Raw genomic sequence first — 18,259 nt, 5'->3', positions numbered from 1 at the left:
GGCGGGCAGTGCGGTGCAGTTTCTAATAATCAAAAAGGGCTTATAAGATTACGGAAATGTTTTATAGGCTTTTGTTGGATTTTTATGCTGCCAGCTTATGCTGATGTTAACTGGATGTCTGCAACACTAGATAACGACTTTTTTGTCAATGAAGACAACGGTTATACCAATGGTATATATGTCTCATTCTTCGAGATTAGTGACGATGCTCAATCCATTCAGAAACCTGTTTTTTGGGTTAAGCCATTATTGTGGAGTATGCCTAATGAAAACGTTAAAACGTCAGTTAATATCTATAGTGCAGGTCAAACGTTAACTACGCCATATGATATTGAAGAAAAGGTCCCTGCTGAAGGAACTTTCCCTTATTCCGCTCTATTAAGTTTTACGAATACTTATATTTCCGTGACTCCAAATTATGCAGATAGAGTCAGCACGACTTTAGGTGTTGTTGGTCCTATTGCAATGGGTGAGCAAACACAAAAAGCAGTGCATCGAGTCATTAGTGCTAAAACCCCAAGGGGCTGGGATACACAATTAAAAAACGAGGTTGTGTTTGAGTTATCCAGAGGACGAACTTGGCGAGCATGGGTAGCGGATAATGGTAGAACTGATGTTTTGTCTGGTGCAAATGCGAGTATTGGTACCTTACGAAGTGGAGTAAATACTGGGATTATGTTGCGTTATGGACAGAACCTTGATGATTCTTATGCCACAGTATTATTAGCGGAATCTAGAACATCTAACCCAATTGCTGTTAACGAAGGTTGGTTTGTTTTTGCAGGAGTTGAAGTAGGTTATACATTTAATCAAATATTTACCGATGGTAATACCTTCCGCAATAGTCGATCTATAGACTATAACCACAACAGTAATTCGTTTACCACTGGCTTGACTTACTCTTGGGGTGATATGGCTTTGGCTTTTGCTATTAATTCACCATTTAGTATTGATGGTGATAAGAATGACAGGGAAATGGATAAATTTACGCGTTATGGAACACTAACGTTTTCATGGCAAATTTAATTATGTTTGATTTTATTGCTGTAGAGGCTATCTCTAAAACTTAGTTGTCCTTGTTTGAATTGATAGATAATAAAAGTATCCTTGCCAATCACAAGGATACTTTTTATGGCCTTTAGATATTTGCCATTAAACGTGGTCAGAAATGCGAATAATGGGTTTTAATGTAATCCCTTTTTCGCTGTCTTCTGCAGCCTGATTGATATCTTCAAAAGCATAAAATTTAACTAGCTTATCGAAGGCAAATCGGCCTTGTAGATAGAGTTCCACTAATTGCGGGATGAATATTTTTGTTGTGGAGTCACCTTCTACAACACCACGAATGGATTTACCATTAAGCAGCAGGTCATTCACATCAAAGCTGGCGTCTGTTCCTAATGCAGGTGCACCAACAACGCCTATTGTACCCAGAGACCCAAGGGCGTCGATGCCTTGACGTAGTACAGCTGGTATGCCGGTAGACTCAAGCGCAAATTTGGCACCATTTCCTGTGATTTCTTTTACTCGTTCGACAGCATTTTCTTCTTTACTGTTGATGACATGAGTCGCTCCAAGTTCTTTCGCAAGCTCTAATCTAGAAGGAACGACATCTACTGCGATGATGGTCGTTGCGCCAGCAACTTGAGCGGCGAGTACTGCCGACAAACCAACAGCACCAGCTCCAAAAGTGACGAAACTGCTACCGGGGCTGACTTTTAGCGAATTAATTACCGCTCCTGCACCCGTTTGAATACCGCAACCCAGTGGCCCAAGTAACTCAAGAGGTGCTTTTTTTGAGACCTTTATGGTATTGCTTTCAAGGCTTAATGCGTAGGTAGAAAAAGAGGATTGGGCGAAGAAGTGATCATGTAATGGTTCGCCTTTGGCATCTTGAATAGCCGATTTTCCTTCCATGTCGCCACCACCGAAGTTTCTTGGGTAGAACTCTTGGCAATAAGATTCATGACCTGTATGACAGGAATTACATTGCGAACAATAGCCGTAAGTCAAAACAACGTGATCTCCAACAGCGATGTTTTTTACTAAAGGTCCTACTGCTTCTACAACACCTGATCCTTCATGACCAAGAATTGCAGGTAAAGGTACTGGGTAATACTGATCGCGTACAATCATGTCCGTATGACACATGCCCGTAGCAACGATTTTAACAAGTACTTCATCTGCCTTAGGTGCTCTGATTTGCGCTTTTTCTATAGTAAAAGGCGCACCTTTTGAGCGAGTGACGGCGGCGGTTATTTGAGTGAATTGTGTATCAGTCATATTAAGCTTCCTTTTTTATTATTGATAATTCTAATGGTTGTTGATGACTCTAATTGTTACTCATTAAAGGGGATATTGTGGCGCTTCGCCTTTTAACGTTAGCCATTGCCATTGCGTAAATTCTTCCCAGTTCGCAGGACCACCAATACTGGTTCCATTACCAGATGCGCCAACACCACCAAATGGGTTAATAATTTCATCGTTTACTGTTTGATCATTTATGTGTAATAGCCCTGTTTGTAAACGCTCACCTAGTGCTAATGCTCTGCCAACATCTCGCGAAATAATGGCTGCAGACAAGCCAAATTCGGTATCATTAGCCAGTTCTATTGCTTCTGCGTCTGTATCGAAAGGGACTAAAATTGCCACAGGCCCAAACACTTCTTCAATAAAAGCAGGGTTATCTTGTTTTACATCGCTAAGGACCGTGGCCTCAAAAAATAAACCATTGTAGTTTCCTCCGACTTCCAATGTTGCTCCTGCTTTGACGGCTGCTTTAACAAGATTCGCGGCATGGTCTCGTTGCTGTTCATTGATTAATGGACCCAATGCAACTTGCTCCGTGGCAGGATTTCCTGCAGGTAGGTTTTTCGCTTTTTCAATCATCATAGCTTTGAACTTGTCGTAAATTTTGCGCTGTACCAAGACTCGACCGGTAGACATGCAAATTTGTCCTTGGTGTAAATAAACCCCCCATGTGGCATTGGCTAATGCAATATCTAAGTCAGCATCATCAAGAATAATGAGTGAGTTTTTACCACCTAGTTCCAATGAGACTTTTTTAAGGTGTTTGCCAGCTGCTTCGCCAACTTTACGACCGGCGGGAGTTGAACCGGTAAATTGAATCATTGCTACATTAGGATCAGCTACTAATGCGGCACCTGCAGCGCCATCACCAGGAAGAACAGATAGAACTCCTTTAGGTAAACCTGCTAATTCAAAAATACGTGCAATCACAAATCCACCTGAAATAGCAGTGCGAGGATCAGGCTTTAATACGACACTATTACCCAAGGCAATGGCTGGAGCGACAGCACGCATAGCCAAATACAGTGGGAAATTAAAGGGAGAGATAACACCAACTACGCCTAGGGGCTTTCTTCTTGCAATACTAAGTCGGCCAGCGCTAGATGGGAGAACTTGCCCGTGGCTTTGAGATGGTAGACCAGCACTTTCAATTAGAGACTTGATGGTAAAACCCAGTTCCGCTTGAGCTTTAGGTCCTATTGAGCCGCTTTCTTTTATTAACCAGTCTACGATTTCATCTGAATGTTGCTCTGCGATACTAATGGCTTTTCGCAAGATGCTCGCGCGTTCATCATAATGTAGGTCTGCCCATTTTCTTTGCGCTTGTCGAGCTTCTTGGCAGGCTTGTTGGATTAAAACTTCATCAGCCATGGCTATCTGGCCGAGAGATTTTCCTGTGGCGGGTTCAACGACTGAGCTTAATGCTTTTGCAGGGCGGCTCCACTCACCGGTAAAAAGTGCTTCATTCCATAACGGAGCGGGTAAGAATTCTGTAGTGGTTGTCATAGTTTACCTCATTGTTTTTATTGATTTTTTTTGAACTTCCTTAGACCTATTAGTAGCCCATAGGCTCCCGTACCTAGTACCACGCCCCAAAAGGCTGATCCTATACCGAATAGCTGAATACCAGAGGCAGTTGTCATAAACGTAATAGCAGCTGCATCAATATTAGACTTATCCTCTAAAGCAAGAGTAAGGCTATTAAATATGGCCCCGAGAAGAGCCAACCCTGCGATAATAGCAATCATTTGTGCAGGGAAAGTGGTGAAAAATAGAACAATGCTACCTGCGAAAATACCACCAATTAAATAAAATACCCCATTAAAAATACCTGCTATATAGCGTTTATTTGGATCTGGATGGGCATCTGGACTGGTGCAAATAGGCGCAGTAATCGCAGCTATAACAGTGGTTATACCTCCAAAAAAAGCGATAGGGATGGAGACTAGCCCAAGTACACTGATAACTGGGCGAGTAGGCACTTGATAATTAAATGTTTTTAAAATAGTAAAACCCGGTAAGAACTGACCTGTAAGACTAACAATAACGAGGGGAAGTGCTAGGCTTAAAGTTGATGACCAGCTCCATTGTGGTGATATCCAAATAGGTGATGCCAATTGCCATGTAAAATGGCTGAAATCGGCATGTAAAACCGTAATAGATAAAAGGCTACCTAGGGCAACTAATAACATTAGATAATAGGTTTTACTGATGGCTTTAAAAACAACAAAACCAATGAGCATCGAAACCGTCAAAATTGGAATACTGTTGAACGACTGAAAGGCAGAAATGCCAAAGTTGAATAGAATTCCCGCCATCATAGCAGCTGCGACGCTCTTCGGAATCCAATGGATGACTTTGTCAAACCATCCACTTATGCCAATGAAAAAGATAATAATGGCAGCCGTTATATACGCTCCAATAGCTTCATTTAAACTAAGGTTTGGAAACAGCGTCACAAGTAAAGCGGTACCCGGTGCAGACCAAGCAGTAATAATCGGTACTCGAAAATAGATGCTAAGGGCAATACCACTGATCGCAGCGCCAATCGATATGGCGAAAACCCATGATGTCATCATCTCTGGTGAAATATTAGCGCTGTTAGCTGCTTGGAAAAAAATCGCCAGTGGACCTGAGTAAGATACAAGCACAGCAACCAATCCAGCAGTGATAGTTGAAAGGTGTAAATCTTTTAGCATCCTATCGTCTCCTTCACAGGACTTCTAAAGCCTATTGTTTCGGTTACCCTTTTACAGCTATGGCCTTAACTTCTAGGAAATACCCAGGAATACCGCACAGAGATGCCGCCCCAATAGCTGTCCAAGCAGGTAGACAATCACCAAAATAAAGATTACGAACTTCCATATAGAGCGGAAGATCCCTCATGTCAGTGTGGTAGCTGGTGACTTCGACAACATCGTTAAAACTCATTTTTGCTGTGTTTAATACTGCTTTCATATTTTCAAAGCATTGAATGAATTGTTGGCGTTTGTCTTCAACGAGTTGTCGCTCTGAATTGCGTCCGATTTGACCCGCAATATAAAGAGTACTACCGACTAAGACGCCTGGAGCATAGCCGATTTCATCACGAACGAATTCCATGCCTTTAGGTAGAATAGCTTTACGAGTTGTCATTTTTATTACCTTACAAAGTTTGTGTTAGGGATAAATTTACAATGAGTCACAACCAGCCAGCAGAAATATGACTGGTTGTGATGAACTAACCTAAATCACCACCGCCAACGGGAAGAAGCGTGCCTGTGAGGTAGGACGATTCGTCACTCGCGAAGAATAAAATAACATCGGCTTGCTCTTCGGTTGAGCTATAACGATGCATTAAAGATGAATCGATAGTTTGGTCGACAATTTCTTGATACCAAGCTTTTTCCTGTTCTGTCATAACCTCTTGGTTGCGTGGTATTTTTCGCTCACCAACGTCTGTACCGCCTGGGGCCACTGCGTTAACGCGAATACCATATTTAGCATTTTCAAATGCTAAAGAGGCCGTCATGGCATTAACGCCTCCCTTAGCTGCAGCGTAGGGAACTCGGTTTATACTGCGAGTAGCGATTGAAGACACATTGACTATGTTGCCAAATTTTTGTTTTTGCATAGTGTCTAGTACTGCATGACAACACCATAAAGTAGGGAAGAGTGAACGTCGTATTTCTGCTTCAATTTGCGCTTCTTCATAGTGCTCAAACGGTTTGGCCCAAATAGTGCCACCCACATTGTTGATCAAAATATCAATGCGGCCGAATTTCTCTACAGCTGAGGCCATGGCGTTGTGACTGTCTGTAAATTTCTCTAAATCAGCGATGATGACTAACACATCTTTTGCGCCTGCAGCTTTAGCCTCTTCAGCTACGTCATAAACTAGCTCTGATCGATCAAGTAATACTAACGTGGCATGTTCCTTTGCCATTTGCAGCGCTACTTGGCGACCAATACTTTGTGCCGATCCTGTAATAACTGCCACCTTATTTTCGAAACGTAGTGCTCTCATTTTGTTCTTCCTTAATGGCTGCTAGCGGCGAATTTTTCATAGTAAAAATTAACAGGTGTGATGTTTTTTTCTTTCATGAATTGACTCACAGCTTCTACCATAGGCGGTGGTCCACATAGATAGATATCCAGATCGCCATCATTCAAATGAGACGGCGTAATATGTTGAGTCACATAGCCTTTTTTTGGCCAGCTACTTTCTTCTGAAGCGACACACGCGCTAAAAGTGACCTGTTCTATTGTTGCAGTCAGGGCTTCTAGTTTTTCTATTTCTACTAAATCTGCATCATGGGTAACGCCATAGATGAGATGAACTGGTTGGTTAGTTCCTATGGCTTTAATTCTTTCTAGCATGGCAAGAAAAGGAGCTAATCCGGTGCCTCCAGCTAGCATTAAAATTGGGCGTTTGATATCACGTAAATAGAAGCTGCCAAATGGACCACTCAAGGTGATATTGTCACCTACCTTTGCTGTTTCTGTCATAAACGTGCTCATGAGGCCGTTTGGCACTACGCGTATTAGAAAGGATGCAGAGTCATTGCTTTCTTGAACTAGAGAGCTAAAAGAATAGGCGCGTTTTTGGTCTGTTCCTGGCACATGGACATTGACATATTGGCCGGGTAAGAAGTTCATCGACTTCACTTGATCGCCCGCAATGCTAAAGCTGAGGGTTGAATCCGATAGGCGGTTAATATCGGAAATCGTGCCTTTGACATCTTCTTGTTGGCTGCGGACACAAACTTCGGAAGAGGCCGGAACCGAAATAGCGCAATCGGATTCTAATCGCATGCAGCAAGTTAATACCATTCCTGCTTCTGCTTCTTCATCTGATAAGGCGTCTTCTATATAGCCTTCCATTTCAAATTGACCTGACTCAGATTTGCATTTGCAGGTACCACAAGCACCATCGCGGCAATCCATCGGAATGTTTAAGCCAGAGCGATAAGCTGCGTCAGCAACCGTTTCTCCCTGAAGTGTTTGCACAAAACGGGTGACACCGTCTTCAAAATTCAGTGCGATTTTATACATAGAAATCACCTTGAGCCCCTTTATGGGGCGGCTTTTTATTATTTTTTTATCTAAAAAGAAAAAATGTAGTTGGCTGAAATTAACTTGAAGTACACAACATAATTAAACGTGGTAAACATCAATCACGTGGTGGATATAATCATTTACCAAGATGATTTTCTTACGCTTGATTTGTATTTGACCTTCGGCATTTTTGACTAAGGTGACAAAAGTGGTACCAAAGTAAGTGTCTACTGTTTTGTATCTGTAGCTGTTTGTGCTCCAGTTGTAGCGAACCGCTGTACTTTCTTCTGAGTTTTGCATGATCTCAATATTGCTGATCATGTGACTGGTTCTGGCTTCAGGTAGGCTTGATGCACTGGAACGTTCGGTTTTGATCCGAAAAACACGATCTTCTAGACCACCTTTGTGGGCGTAGTACATTAGAGAAACTTCTCTGTGCGGGTCGGTAACAAGCTCACCATCGTCATCCCAACTTGGCATCCAATAATCCACATCAGGGTGATAATAGGTCAGCCAGTCATCCCATTTTTTGTCATCAAGACAGCGAGCTTCGGCGTACAAAAAATTACGTACTTCATCATATTGAATTGTCATGGTGTGCTCCTTATTGCTGCTCTTTATCTTTTTGAAGGGCGTTTGTCATCGCGTCTACCCAATATTGATGCTGGACTTTGAATAGACCCTCATCTTCAGATTTCCTACCACTTAAAAGAGGGGTTAAATGTATCTTTTGAGCGGCTTCATCTGGGCCTTGCACCCAGTGTTCAGCGCCACGAGAAAGATCATTCCAAGGAAGATCAGTACCAAGAAAGCCTTCTTGGCAAGAACGAAACTCTTCTAAATCGTCTGGTGTTGCCATGCCTGAAGCGTTAAAGAAATCTTCGTATTGGCGAATACGTTGAGCACGAGCTACATCACTTTCACCTTTAGGTGCAATGCAATAGATAGTCACTTCGGTTTTGTTGACGGAGATAGGACGGAAGACACGAATTTGAGAGCTGAATTGATCCATCAAAAAGACATTAGGGTATAAGCATAAATTACGTAGGTTAGAGATCATCCAGTCGGCACGCTCTACACCAAAGTCTTTTTCTAGCTCAGCGCGACGTTCTGCTAATGGCCGATCTTCTGGGTTAGGCCAGCGCATCCATAATAAAATATGACCATGTTCAAAAGCATAGAAGCCGCCTTGTTGTTTGTTCCAAGTGCTCGCGTCCATGGCTTTGGTTTCATCGGAAACAGCACCTAATTTGCGGCGCGCAGTCGTAGCGACATAGTTCCAATGCACGGAAGATACATGATAACCATCTGCACCATTCTCGGCTTGAACTTTCCAGTTGCCATCATAAACATAAGTGGAAGAGCCTCTTAACACCTCTAAACCTTGTGGTGATTGGTCGACAATCATATCTATTATTTTTGCCGCTTCGCCTAGATGTTCTGTAAGTGGTTTAACATCAGGATTGATACTGCCAAATAAGAAGCCTCGATAGGATTCAAAACGAGCAACTTTCTTAAGATTATGAGAGCCATCACAGTTAAAGGAAGAAGGATAGCCAGCGTCTGTGGCGTCTTTCACCTTAATAAGCTTGCCTGAGTTGTTAAAGCTCCAGCCATGGAAAGGGCAGGTCATCACTGACTTGTTACCTTTTTTCGTACGGCAAAGCATTGCGCCTCTGTGGCTACAAGCATTAATAAAACAATTTAGTTCGTCGTCTTTGTTGCGAGTAATAAAAATGGGTTGGCGGCCCATATAACCGGTGAAAAAATCATTCTTATTAGGGATTTGGCTTTCATGGGCCAGATAGATCCAGTTGCCTTCAAAAATGTGTTTCATTTCAAGGTCAAACAGTTCTGGATCGGTAAACATATCTCGACGAGCTCGATAAAGACCTTTGTCCGTATCGACTTCCATCATACTTTTTATTTTTGTAATGAGTTCGTTATGCATTGTAATGCCCTCCTGATTTATAAACAGATTAGGCTTTGAGACTATTAGTCACTATCCAGCTTGTGTTTTTCTTTATCCTTTATCTGCAAAAAAGGTGCTTTTAATTAAGGAGTGCAAAGCCTTTTACTTTGTTTGCTAAGGTAAAGAAGAGAGAACCTATTTTTAGTAACCACAGTACGGCTTTAAGTTACCGTAAACGTGTTCTTTATGGGGTGTTATTTGTAGGGGAAAATACATAGATAATTGTTTTTATGGATCGACCTCTGATTATTCTCAGAGGCTGATTCACATTATACCTATTAATATTGGAGTGATTTCCAATAAAAATTTGCATGATAACTTAGGTTCGATTTTTATTTAATAATGATCATTAGCAAAGTTGTTTTGTTGTTAAGGTGCTTTTCTTGTTTGCGCTTCTTCGTAGAATGCCTCTTCATTTTCCGGCGTAATCCCACGCTGCTTTTGCCAAGTTGCTAGCCAAGCAACAAAGAAGGGTAGAATAAAAGCAGTAGTAACTACAGCTGCAGCGATTTGGGACGTTGCAGCTCCTTGGATAGTTAAATAATTCGGATCTAAAGAAGCAACTATAGCAGGTGTGGCGATAGCATTACCGGCGACACTCGCCTCAGAAGCAGCGGAAACTAAATTCCTGCATTGTTTAGGGTGTCTACGTATCACGTGCCAGATATATAGAGCAGCAATAGCTGCTCCTCCAGAAATTACTGCTGCAGCAATTCCTAATAAAATCCCAATAGATCCTTGCCCTAGTAATACCTCTAAATTGATTCCAGCCCCAATTGTAAAAGCAGCAAAAGGGATAATTAGCTTCTCCCCCGGTTCTAAAAATTTCTTGGCGATAGTGCTACTATTTCCAAGAATAAACCCAAAGATCATCGGAAAAACTGCAGAAAAAAGAGCTAGAAGCGGAAATGCAGCAAGACCAGCTACACCAAGAGCAACCATAGTAAGAAAAGGCCCATCATTAATCGAAAGTATAGAAATTGCCCCTTTGTCAGTTTTATTGCCAAATTGACTTGTAAGTGCCACAAATAGTGAACCATTTGAATTGGACATTGCTGCAATAATAGCTAAGGGCAATAGCCCAAACAGCATGCCTTCTGGAGTGAAGAAAGCAACAGATAGACCAAAAACAACTGCAATACCAAATTTTGAGATTAATAGGACAAAACCTTTTTCTACAGATGGTAGTGCTGATTTAAAGCTAATTTGAGAGCCCACGGCTAAGAAAAAAAGACCAATCAAAACAGCTAGCCCATTCTTAAAAAGGGCTGTAGTGAAACTGCCAATATTTAATATGTCAGGGGCTAAAGTATTAACCATTACCCCAAGAAATAGAGGTACGATCATCAATGCCCCTGGTATTTTTAAAACCTTAAGAAGTAGCTTGTCTAAAAATGTATGATTTTCCATATTGTTCTCTTTTTTGTTTTTTGTTTTTTTGAGTATTTAATCATAAGGTTTTTATGTTTTTTTTATCTAATACTATAAAAGTTTGTTTTTATACCTATAAAGTATCTCCGTACAATTTTGATTTTTTAATTTAAGGTTTTTTAGGGGGTGATAAAATTTTAATGATTTAAATAGACACCACAGCCCATAAAGGCATTATTTCTTAACTTTTTAATATAGAGAAGTTTACTAGCAACTTGGTCTGTCTGTGGATTTACAAATCGAAACTGGTATGACTTCGCTTCTGATTTTGCAACCTTTATCATGTCTTGTACCATTAATTGTCCGTCAGCATCTTTGGCATTATAAAGGTTTTTACCTACTAACTCTGGGTTTGCTCCGTACGCTAATACTTCACCACTAAAGGTAATAGCAACGATAAATAGTTCACCATAAATGAAGCCGCCATTAGGATCCGCAAAATCACAGAAGGCTTTTTCTTCCCCGTGTTTTTCTATGTGCTCATAGGCTTTGTTAAGTAAGTTTTCAGCATCTTCTGGATGAAAAAGGCGGAATTCGCCAATAGTCGCTTTGGCAAGTTTAGAGAAATTAGAAAGCTTGGTAACCGCACTGAGGTTTGAATGTACATCTTTACGACTTTCGTCCATTGCTGACACAATGTGCTGCAAAGTTTCAGAAAGCCCGACGGCGGTATTTTTTTGTTCAGTCGTTGTATGATTAATGTTTTGTACCTCTTTTGCTACTCGCTCTATTTGTTCAACAATGTTTTTTAACGCTTGCTCTGAAAAAGTCGCTTCCTGTTTTGCTTGCTGAGTAGCTTGTTCACTTGCGGACATGTTTGTTAATGCATTTTGTAGTTCAGATTGCATTGCGCCAACTGTTTGGCTTATTTGTTCTGTCGCATTCGCTGTTTCTGTGGCGAGCTTACGAACTTCGTCAGAGACAACAGCAAAGCCCCGTCCATGTTCGCCAGCTCTTGCTGCCTCTATAGCCGCGTTAAGTGCTAATAAATTGGTCTGTGAAGCAATGCCTTTGATTAATTCTACGATCTGATTAATCTCATCATTGCGTTTACCAAGCTTATTCATGGTGGCTGCACAGAGGTTAACGATGTCGGAAATTTTATTAATAGACATGAGGTTTTTCTGAATAGTTTCTTGTCCTTCACCTGCCACTTTCATGGCCTGCGTTGCATTTTGGGTAGCAATATTACAGATTTGTGCGACATCTAAAGCGGTGGCCGACAGTTCCTCACTTGCGGCCGCTGAGGTAGTTAATTGGTCGCCCACAGTATCAATATTGTGAACTAGATTTTCTGAGTTCTTTTGCAGTAACTGTGCGGATATAGACACATTGACCGTTCCTTCGGAGAGATACACTAAGGTATTTTTTAGACGTTCAGAGAATGTACTGATCGACGCTGAAATGCTGTCATCGGTGAGCTTTTTTTTATCTATTTTTACTGTGAAATCGCCATTGGATAAGGCTGTAGTCATTGCTCTTAAGTCGTCCGGTGGATTTCGAGATCGTGATTGAATGTTTGATTTTAATGGGTAAATAGATAAAAAAATTAAAATGATGGCTAATCCAAATGTTATTTGCATCAGCAAAGATGACGCTTCATTTGTGGCCAAATTGATACCCAAAAAGAAGCAAAGCACAACACAAAGTACAGGAGTAAGGACGTTAATTTTAGTCATAGATATTCTCGATAAGGTCGTTTTTATTTTTTTTCACCTTAGCTCAGTCGTTAATCAAATCGCAATACTTTGTAATATAAATTTCCAAATTTAATAAATGTGAACTTTTGTCTAGTTGCATTTTTTGGACATAGTTCTGCATCTATTGGCTATTGTTATTGCTTGGCCTTCTCTTTAATCGATAACGTTTATTAATAAATGCTATGTAGAGGCCTAGAATGAAAAATAAAAATAAGATTCTGAATACTGCTTTATTGGGAATGTCACTGGTAAGTCTCAGCACCACTCTGGTTGCTGCCGAGCAGGATCCTATTAAAGTGGGCGTCATGTTGCCCTTTAGTGGTGTCTACGGTGGTTTAGGTGAAGCTACTAGAAATGGACTGAAAATGGCTTTACAAGAACACGCTGCGGATCTGCAGGGGCGTAAAGTTGAATTCATTGAAATGGATACGGAGGCAAAACCTTCCCGAGCTCCTGAAATAGCGAATTCCTTGTTAAATAAATCTCATGCCGATTTTATTATTGGTCCGGTGCATTCAGGCGTTGCGATGGGGATGATCAAAGTATTGAAAGATAAAGATACGATTATGATTATTCCGAATGCTGGGGTAAATGCAGCAACAGGACCATTGTGTGCGCCTAATATTTTCCGTACTTCTTTTTCCGCTTGGCAGCCTTCTTATCCGATGGGCAAAGTCGCTTTAGAGCAAGGCTTCAAAAAAGTTGTTACTTTAAGTTGGAACTACGGTTTTGGCCAAGAAAGTCTTGATGCATTTGAAGAGTCCTTTACGTCAGGTGGGGGCGAGATAGTTAAAAAAATGCTGGTCCCTTTTCCTAAAACTGAATTCCAATCCTATTTATCTGAAATCGGGTCTATTCAACCAGATGCTGTCTTTGTGTTTTTCGCAGGTGGCGGAGCGGTGAAGTTTGTTAAAGACTATGATGCGATGGGGTTGAAAGGAAAAATTCCGTTGCTTGGTGCTGGTTTCTTAACGGAGGGAACGCTTGAGGCTCAAGGTGATTCAGCTGAAGGCATACTTACTACGCTTCATTATGCAGATCCTCTTAAAAATGAAGAAAATCAAACATTCCGACGTGGTTATGCCGACAAGTTCGGTAAGCCGTCTGACTTATACGCTGTGCAGGGTTACGATACAGGTCTGATGATTGCCAGTGCAGTAAAAGCACTTAATGGTGATATCAGTGATCAGAAAGCGCTGATCCACGCCCTAGAAAACACTAAGGTGAAAAGCCCTCGCGGTGATTTCACTTTCTCTAAAGCCCACAATCCAATTCAAAATATTTATCTTCGTCGTGTTGAAAATGGTGAAAACCAAGTAGTGAAACTAGCAGCCTCTGCTCTTGAAGATCCGGCCCGCGGTTGTTCAATGTAAGTTTCTCTGGTTGTTTGCGCTTCTTTAGATTGCATTTTGATAGTTATCTAAAGAAGCGAATTTTTTCTTCTTAACGTCGTAGGTTTTCTAATGGATAGCACACTTTTTATCGTGCAGCTGATCAATGGTCTTCAGTATGGGCTGTTACTCTTTTTGATTGCTTCTGGTCTCACATTAGTGTTTGGAGTCATGGGTATTTTGAATTTGGCTCATGGCTCTATGTTTATGGTGGGAGCCTATCTTGCTTGGTATTTTGTTCAGCAAACGGGCAGCTTTGCTTTTAGTGCGGTGATTTCAGCCGTTATTGCTTTATTAATCGGCTTTCTAGTCGAACGGACACTTATTCGTCAGTTATATCGCCGTAATCATCTTGATCAGGTTTTACTCACCATAGGCATGATTTTTGTCTTTAACGCGCTGCAGGGTCTGTTGTGGGGCAATGATCCGTTAGGCGTAGATGTGCCGCAAGCATTGTCTGCCTCTATTCCTCTTGCTGGAATTATTGAGTATCCGGTTTATCGCATTTTCGTCGCTGTGTTCTGTGTCGTGGTTGCGGGTGTTATGTATTACGTAATCAGTAAAACACGCTTAGGGATGTTAATTCGCGCAGGTGAATCTAATCGCGAAATGGTCGAATGTTTAGGAATAGATATTAGCCGACTTTATACCATTGTCTTTGCGATTGGGGTGATGTTGTCTGCTGTTGCGGGGGTGGTGGCGGCACCGATTAGCTCTATTGTTCCTGGTATGGGTGAGCATATCTTGATCACCTGTTTTGTGGTGGTAGTTATTGGCGGAATGGGATCGATTAAAGGCGCATTCATTGGTGCACTGATGGTAGGGCTGGTGGATACGTTTGCATCAGTTTTAGTCCCCGAGCTTTCTAGCATGATGATTTATATTTTCATGGCCTTCATTCTTTTATTAAAGCCTCAAGGTTTGTTTTCTTCTTAATTTGGAGGTGTGGTTATGTTGTTAAATAAACGGGCCGAGCGGCTGTTTGTATGGATATTTTTTCCTTTAGCTTTGTTAATGCCGATGTTTCTTGAGCAAAATGAGTATTACGTTAATAAGCTAACGACCATCATGATTTTATCAATATTTGTCATGTCACTAGATTATCTTGTTGGCAAGTGTGGATTGATTACATTGGGTCACGCTATGTTTTATGGCTTAGGTGGCTATATTTTTGTGATGATAGCGCCTGAGTACGAAGCGGTTAATTTTTGGATATATACTTTTTATATTTGTGCGATTTCTGCCACGGTCGCCTTTGTTATTGGTTTTTTAGTGTTACGCACCAATGGCATTTATATGATTATGATTACCCTCGCGTTTGCGCAAATGACTTTTTATTACTTTTCTGACTCCATTGATTTTGGTGGTACTGATGGCGTCTTTGTTTATGTTAAGCCTGAGACCAGCATATTTGGATTAAGCTTATTTGATCTGGATAATCCAACACACTTTTATTACCTCTGTTTGCTTTCTTTGTTTAATACTTTGCTCTTTTTTAAAGTTCTAATTCGTTCTCGATTTGGTCGTCTTGTGGATGCGATTCATGCGAATCCTGGGCGCACTGTGGCGCTAGGTTACAACATTTTTATCTACCGTTTAGTGAGTTATGTTGTTGCGTCAGCGTTGGGTGCCTACGCTGGGTATTTATTTACATTACAGTACGGCTTTGTAAACCCTTCAATGTTGTCTTGGACAACCTCGGGTACCGCACTTGTTATGTCGATTTTAGGTGGAATGGGCAGTATCTATGGGGCGATTTTAGGAACGTTGGTATATGAAGGTTTGCATTATTCATTAGAGCATTTAACCGAACATTGGCTGCTCTTTATGGGAGGGCTGATTATTTTGATGGTGATGGTATTTAAGAAGGGGATTGCTGGCTTCTTAGAAGATCTTTTGGAGAAACGTGATGGAAAATAATGTCATTCTAGAAACAGAAGGTTTATGTAAATACTGGGGGGGATTGAAGGCTTTAGATGATCTGTCTTTAGCATTTCATGATAACCAGCTACACGGTATCGTGGGCCCAAATGGCGCAGGAAAAAGCACGCTATTGAATATGCTATGTGGTCATTATAAACCGACAAGTGGCAAGATCCTTCATCGAGGCGAATCGATTAGCTCTATAAAGCCTTATGAATTTGCTCGTCGTGGCATTGGACGAAGCTTTCAAAAAACCAATATTTATAGCAATTCGACGTGTCTGGAAAATTGTTGCGTGGCTGTACAGCGCTTGATGGGCGGCAGCTTTAATTTCTTTCGTTCACGATATTCCCAGAAAATGCTCGACGAGATTGCCACGCAAGCTTTGGAAAAAGTAGGGCTTGGACAGCGACGCGATCATATCGCCTCACAGATAAGCTATGGTGAGCAAAGGCAGCTTGAGATCGCCATGGTATTAGCAACTTCGCCAGAGGTTTTATTGCTTGATGAACCGATGGCTGGTATGGGGCATGAAGAGTCACAGTTAATTATCGATTTACTTAGTCGTCTAAAAAAAGAGTATTGCATTGTTTTAGTTGAGCACGATATGGATGCCATTTTTGAGTTATCGGATCAATTGACTGTGATGGTTGACGGGCAGCATTTGGTGACAGGAAGTGTGGATGAAGTAAGAGATGATCCGCGTGTAAAAGAAGCCTATCTTGGGCAAGGTGATGAGGTGTATTGATGAGTAATCTATTAGAAGTAAAAAGTCTTCATAGTTTGTATGGTGAAAGTCATGTGTTACACGGCGTTAGCTTTTCGTTAGATTCAGGCCAAGCCCTTAGTTTGATGGGGCGAAATGGCATGGGAAAAACCACCACCTTGAAGTCTATTTTGGGGCTAGTGACACCTAGAAGTGGCACGGTTTCGTTTAAGGGTGAGAACATTACCAATTTAGCCACTTGGCAGCGGATGAAACGAGACATTGCTTATGTCCCAGAAGGTCGAGGAATGTTTCATAACTTAACGGTTAAAGAGCACTTGCAGGTGGCAGCTCGCGCGAATAACCAAGGCGAAAAAACTTGGGACTATGATCGCGTACTTGATACGTTTCCACGTCTAAAAGAACGACTTTCAAATTTAGGCACACAATTATCTGGTGGTGAGCAGCAAATGTTAGCGATAGGCCGAGCTCTAGTGACCAACCCAGAATTGTTGATTTTAGATGAAGCAACAGAAGGGCTTGCGCCACTCATTCGCAAAGAAATTTGGGAAGTGATCCGCACGATAAAAGAAAGCGGTATATCGACCATTATTGTCGACAAGAACATTCAAGTTTTACAAAAGCTTTGTGATCGTCATGTGGTACTTGTGAAGGGGAAAGTCGTAATGAACCTTGACGCAGAGCAACTACAATCTAACTTAGCCCAAGTTGAAGGTTATTTAGGCGTGTAATGGCTTTATCCGTCTTCTGTCAGTCAGGCAATATGACTATACTGATGTGTTTAAGTTACGCATGACAAGGAACGCGCTGTAGTTTGTTCTATTAACGGCAATCTAATTAACGGAATTCTGGCTCTTAGAGCCAGGCGTTTACACGCTTCTTTGTCATGACAGTACTGCTTTTATGTTTTTATAGGTGTATATCGGATGTCTGAGACAACGGAAATGAAACAAGATAGTACGCGTCAAGGAATTGGTTCTTTGGAAATTGGTTTAAGAATTCTAAATATTATTGCTCAATCTCCTAAGCCTCCGACTTTAAAAAGCTTATCCGATCAGCTGTCTCACTCACCAAGCCGCTTGCATAAGTATCTTGTTAGTCTATTAAGAATGGAATACATCACTCAAATAAATGGCAGTCAATATGCTTTGGGAAAGGCCAGTTTGACCTTAGGCATAGCATCAATTAAAAAAATAGATCCAATCAAGCAAGCGTTGGAAGCCGTGGAGCGTTTATCTGAAGAAACAGATAAAACAGTGTCTGTGACTATTTGGAATGGTCACGCGCCCTTGGTTATTAAGTGGTTAGATGCGAGTCAGCAAATTGCAGTGAATGTGAGATTAGGCACTGAACTCTCGCCGTTTTTTTCTGTTTCTGGACGTATTTTTTTAGCCAATCTGCCTTTGGCGAGACGATTAAAACTGGTAGAAGACTTTTATTCAGATTTACCTGCAAAACCTCGCTTTCAGGGAAAGCCGCTGAATCAAGAAGCCTTTAATGAGCATTTAGATGCAATCAAAGAAAGTAATCTTTGTACATTTTCTGGCGATTTCCTACCGGATATCAATGTAATTGGTAGTGGTATTTATGACATCAATGGCAATGTATCTTCTGTTATCAGCCTAATGGGAATGGCTAATGACTGTTGCACTAAAGTAAATAGCTTATACCCAAGATTGGTCAAAGAGTACGCGAATAAAGTGACTGAAGAAATATGTGGTGCGGCTTCTTTTTAAGTCTTGTTTTTTGACCATGGAATAGGAAATCC

At 41.2% G+C, this 18,259-nt stretch carries 17 protein-coding genes; 7 read left to right on the top strand and 10 right to left on the bottom strand.

The window, feature by feature from the left end; all coding sequences use genetic code 11:
• Window positions 1-84 precede the first annotated feature (84 nt).
• The gene (locus TY87_RS14085; protein WP_232617144.1) at window positions 85-1,026 is read left to right on the top strand and encodes a lipid A deacylase LpxR family protein; all 942 of its coding nucleotides are present in this window, start codon (window positions 85-87) and stop codon (window positions 1,024-1,026) included.
• Between the two features lie 126 nt (window positions 1,027-1,152).
• On the opposite strand, the gene TY87_RS14080 is transcribed toward TY87_RS14085, so the two are convergent.
• From TY87_RS14080 to TY87_RS14035, 10 genes are all read right to left on the bottom strand, one after another.
• A complete protein-coding gene (locus TY87_RS14080; RefSeq protein WP_072838236.1) occupies window positions 1,153-2,283 on the bottom strand; it encodes an NAD(P)-dependent alcohol dehydrogenase in 1,131 nt (376 codons plus the stop codon).
• Window positions 2,284-2,346: 63 nt separating this feature from the next.
• Window positions 2,347-3,816, bottom strand: coding sequence for a benzaldehyde dehydrogenase (locus TY87_RS14075; RefSeq protein ID WP_100187553.1), 1,470 nt, complete (start codon window positions 3,814-3,816; stop codon window positions 2,347-2,349).
• Window positions 3,817-3,833: 17 nt separating this feature from the next.
• The gene (locus TY87_RS14070) at window positions 3,834-5,009 is read right to left on the bottom strand and encodes a benzoate/H(+) symporter BenE family transporter (protein WP_100187552.1); all 1,176 of its coding nucleotides are present in this window, start codon (window positions 5,007-5,009) and stop codon (window positions 3,834-3,836) included.
• Window positions 5,010-5,052: 43 nt separating this feature from the next.
• Window positions 5,053-5,445: a RidA family protein gene (locus TY87_RS14065; protein WP_100187551.1), complete on the bottom strand. Its 393-nt coding sequence runs from the start codon at window positions 5,443-5,445 to the stop codon at window positions 5,053-5,055.
• An 85-nt stretch (window positions 5,446-5,530) separates the two neighbouring features.
• On the bottom strand, window positions 5,531-6,316 hold the full coding sequence (locus tag TY87_RS14060) for a 1,6-dihydroxycyclohexa-2,4-diene-1-carboxylate dehydrogenase (RefSeq protein WP_100187550.1): 786 nt from the start codon (window positions 6,314-6,316) through the stop codon (window positions 5,531-5,533).
• Between the two features lie 11 nt (window positions 6,317-6,327).
• Complete coding sequence (benC, locus tag TY87_RS14055; protein ID WP_100187549.1) at window positions 6,328-7,344, bottom strand: benzoate 1,2-dioxygenase electron transfer component BenC; 1,017 nt, start codon at window positions 7,342-7,344, stop codon at window positions 6,328-6,330.
• A 102-nt stretch (window positions 7,345-7,446) separates the two neighbouring features.
• Window positions 7,447-7,941, bottom strand: coding sequence for a benzoate 1,2-dioxygenase small subunit (benB, locus tag TY87_RS14050; protein ID WP_100187548.1), 495 nt, complete (start codon window positions 7,939-7,941; stop codon window positions 7,447-7,449).
• Window positions 7,942-7,951: 10 nt separating this feature from the next.
• On the bottom strand, window positions 7,952-9,298 hold the full coding sequence (benA, locus tag TY87_RS14045; protein ID WP_100187547.1) for a benzoate 1,2-dioxygenase large subunit: 1,347 nt from the start codon (window positions 9,296-9,298) through the stop codon (window positions 7,952-7,954).
• A 390-nt stretch (window positions 9,299-9,688) separates the two neighbouring features.
• Entirely contained in the window at window positions 9,689-10,729 is a 1,041-nt protein-coding gene (locus tag TY87_RS14040) for a 2-keto-3-deoxygluconate permease (protein WP_100187546.1), read from the bottom strand.
• A 158-nt stretch (window positions 10,730-10,887) separates the two neighbouring features.
• Window positions 10,888-12,429, bottom strand: coding sequence for a methyl-accepting chemotaxis protein (locus TY87_RS14035; RefSeq protein ID WP_100187545.1), 1,542 nt, complete (start codon window positions 12,427-12,429; stop codon window positions 10,888-10,890).
• Between the two features lie 218 nt (window positions 12,430-12,647).
• Between TY87_RS14035 and TY87_RS14030 the strand changes: the two genes are divergently transcribed.
• The 6 genes from TY87_RS14030 (at window position 12,648) to TY87_RS14005 (ending at window position 18,227) form a co-directional block, all read left to right on the top strand.
• Window positions 12,648-13,823, top strand: a complete 1,176-nt coding sequence (locus tag TY87_RS14030) for an ABC transporter substrate-binding protein (RefSeq protein WP_100187544.1) — start codon at window positions 12,648-12,650, stop codon at window positions 13,821-13,823.
• 90 nt (window positions 13,824-13,913) lie between these two features.
• Window positions 13,914-14,777 (top strand): branched-chain amino acid ABC transporter permease, encoded by an 864-nt coding sequence (locus tag TY87_RS14025; protein WP_072838226.1) that lies wholly within the window; start codon window positions 13,914-13,916, stop codon window positions 14,775-14,777.
• A 15-nt stretch (window positions 14,778-14,792) separates the two neighbouring features.
• Window positions 14,793-15,761: a branched-chain amino acid ABC transporter permease gene (locus TY87_RS14020; protein WP_100187543.1), complete on the top strand. Its 969-nt coding sequence runs from the start codon at window positions 14,793-14,795 to the stop codon at window positions 15,759-15,761.
• Window positions 15,751-16,512, top strand: a complete 762-nt coding sequence (locus TY87_RS14015; protein WP_100187542.1) for an ABC transporter ATP-binding protein — start codon at window positions 15,751-15,753, stop codon at window positions 16,510-16,512. The genes TY87_RS14020 and TY87_RS14015 overlap by 11 nt, the downstream gene beginning before the upstream one ends.
• A complete protein-coding gene (locus TY87_RS14010; protein WP_100187541.1) occupies window positions 16,512-17,222 on the top strand; it encodes an ABC transporter ATP-binding protein in 711 nt (236 codons plus the stop codon). The genes TY87_RS14015 and TY87_RS14010 overlap by 1 nt, the downstream gene beginning before the upstream one ends.
• Before the next feature lie 195 nt (window positions 17,223-17,417).
• Window positions 17,418-18,227 carry an IclR family transcriptional regulator gene (locus tag TY87_RS14005; RefSeq protein ID WP_100187540.1) on the top strand — a complete coding sequence of 270 codons (810 nt, stop codon included), beginning with the start codon at window positions 17,418-17,420 and terminating at the stop codon, window positions 18,225-18,227.
• Window positions 18,228-18,259: the final 32 nt, after the last annotated feature.

This window comes from Marinomonas sp. BSi20584 (genome assembly GCF_002792415.1).
GTDB lineage: Bacteria > Pseudomonadota > Gammaproteobacteria > Pseudomonadales > Marinomonadaceae > Marinomonas > Marinomonas polaris.
Note: the sequence above shows the minus strand (reverse complement) of the source record. Positions and strands in the feature narration are given on the sequence as shown.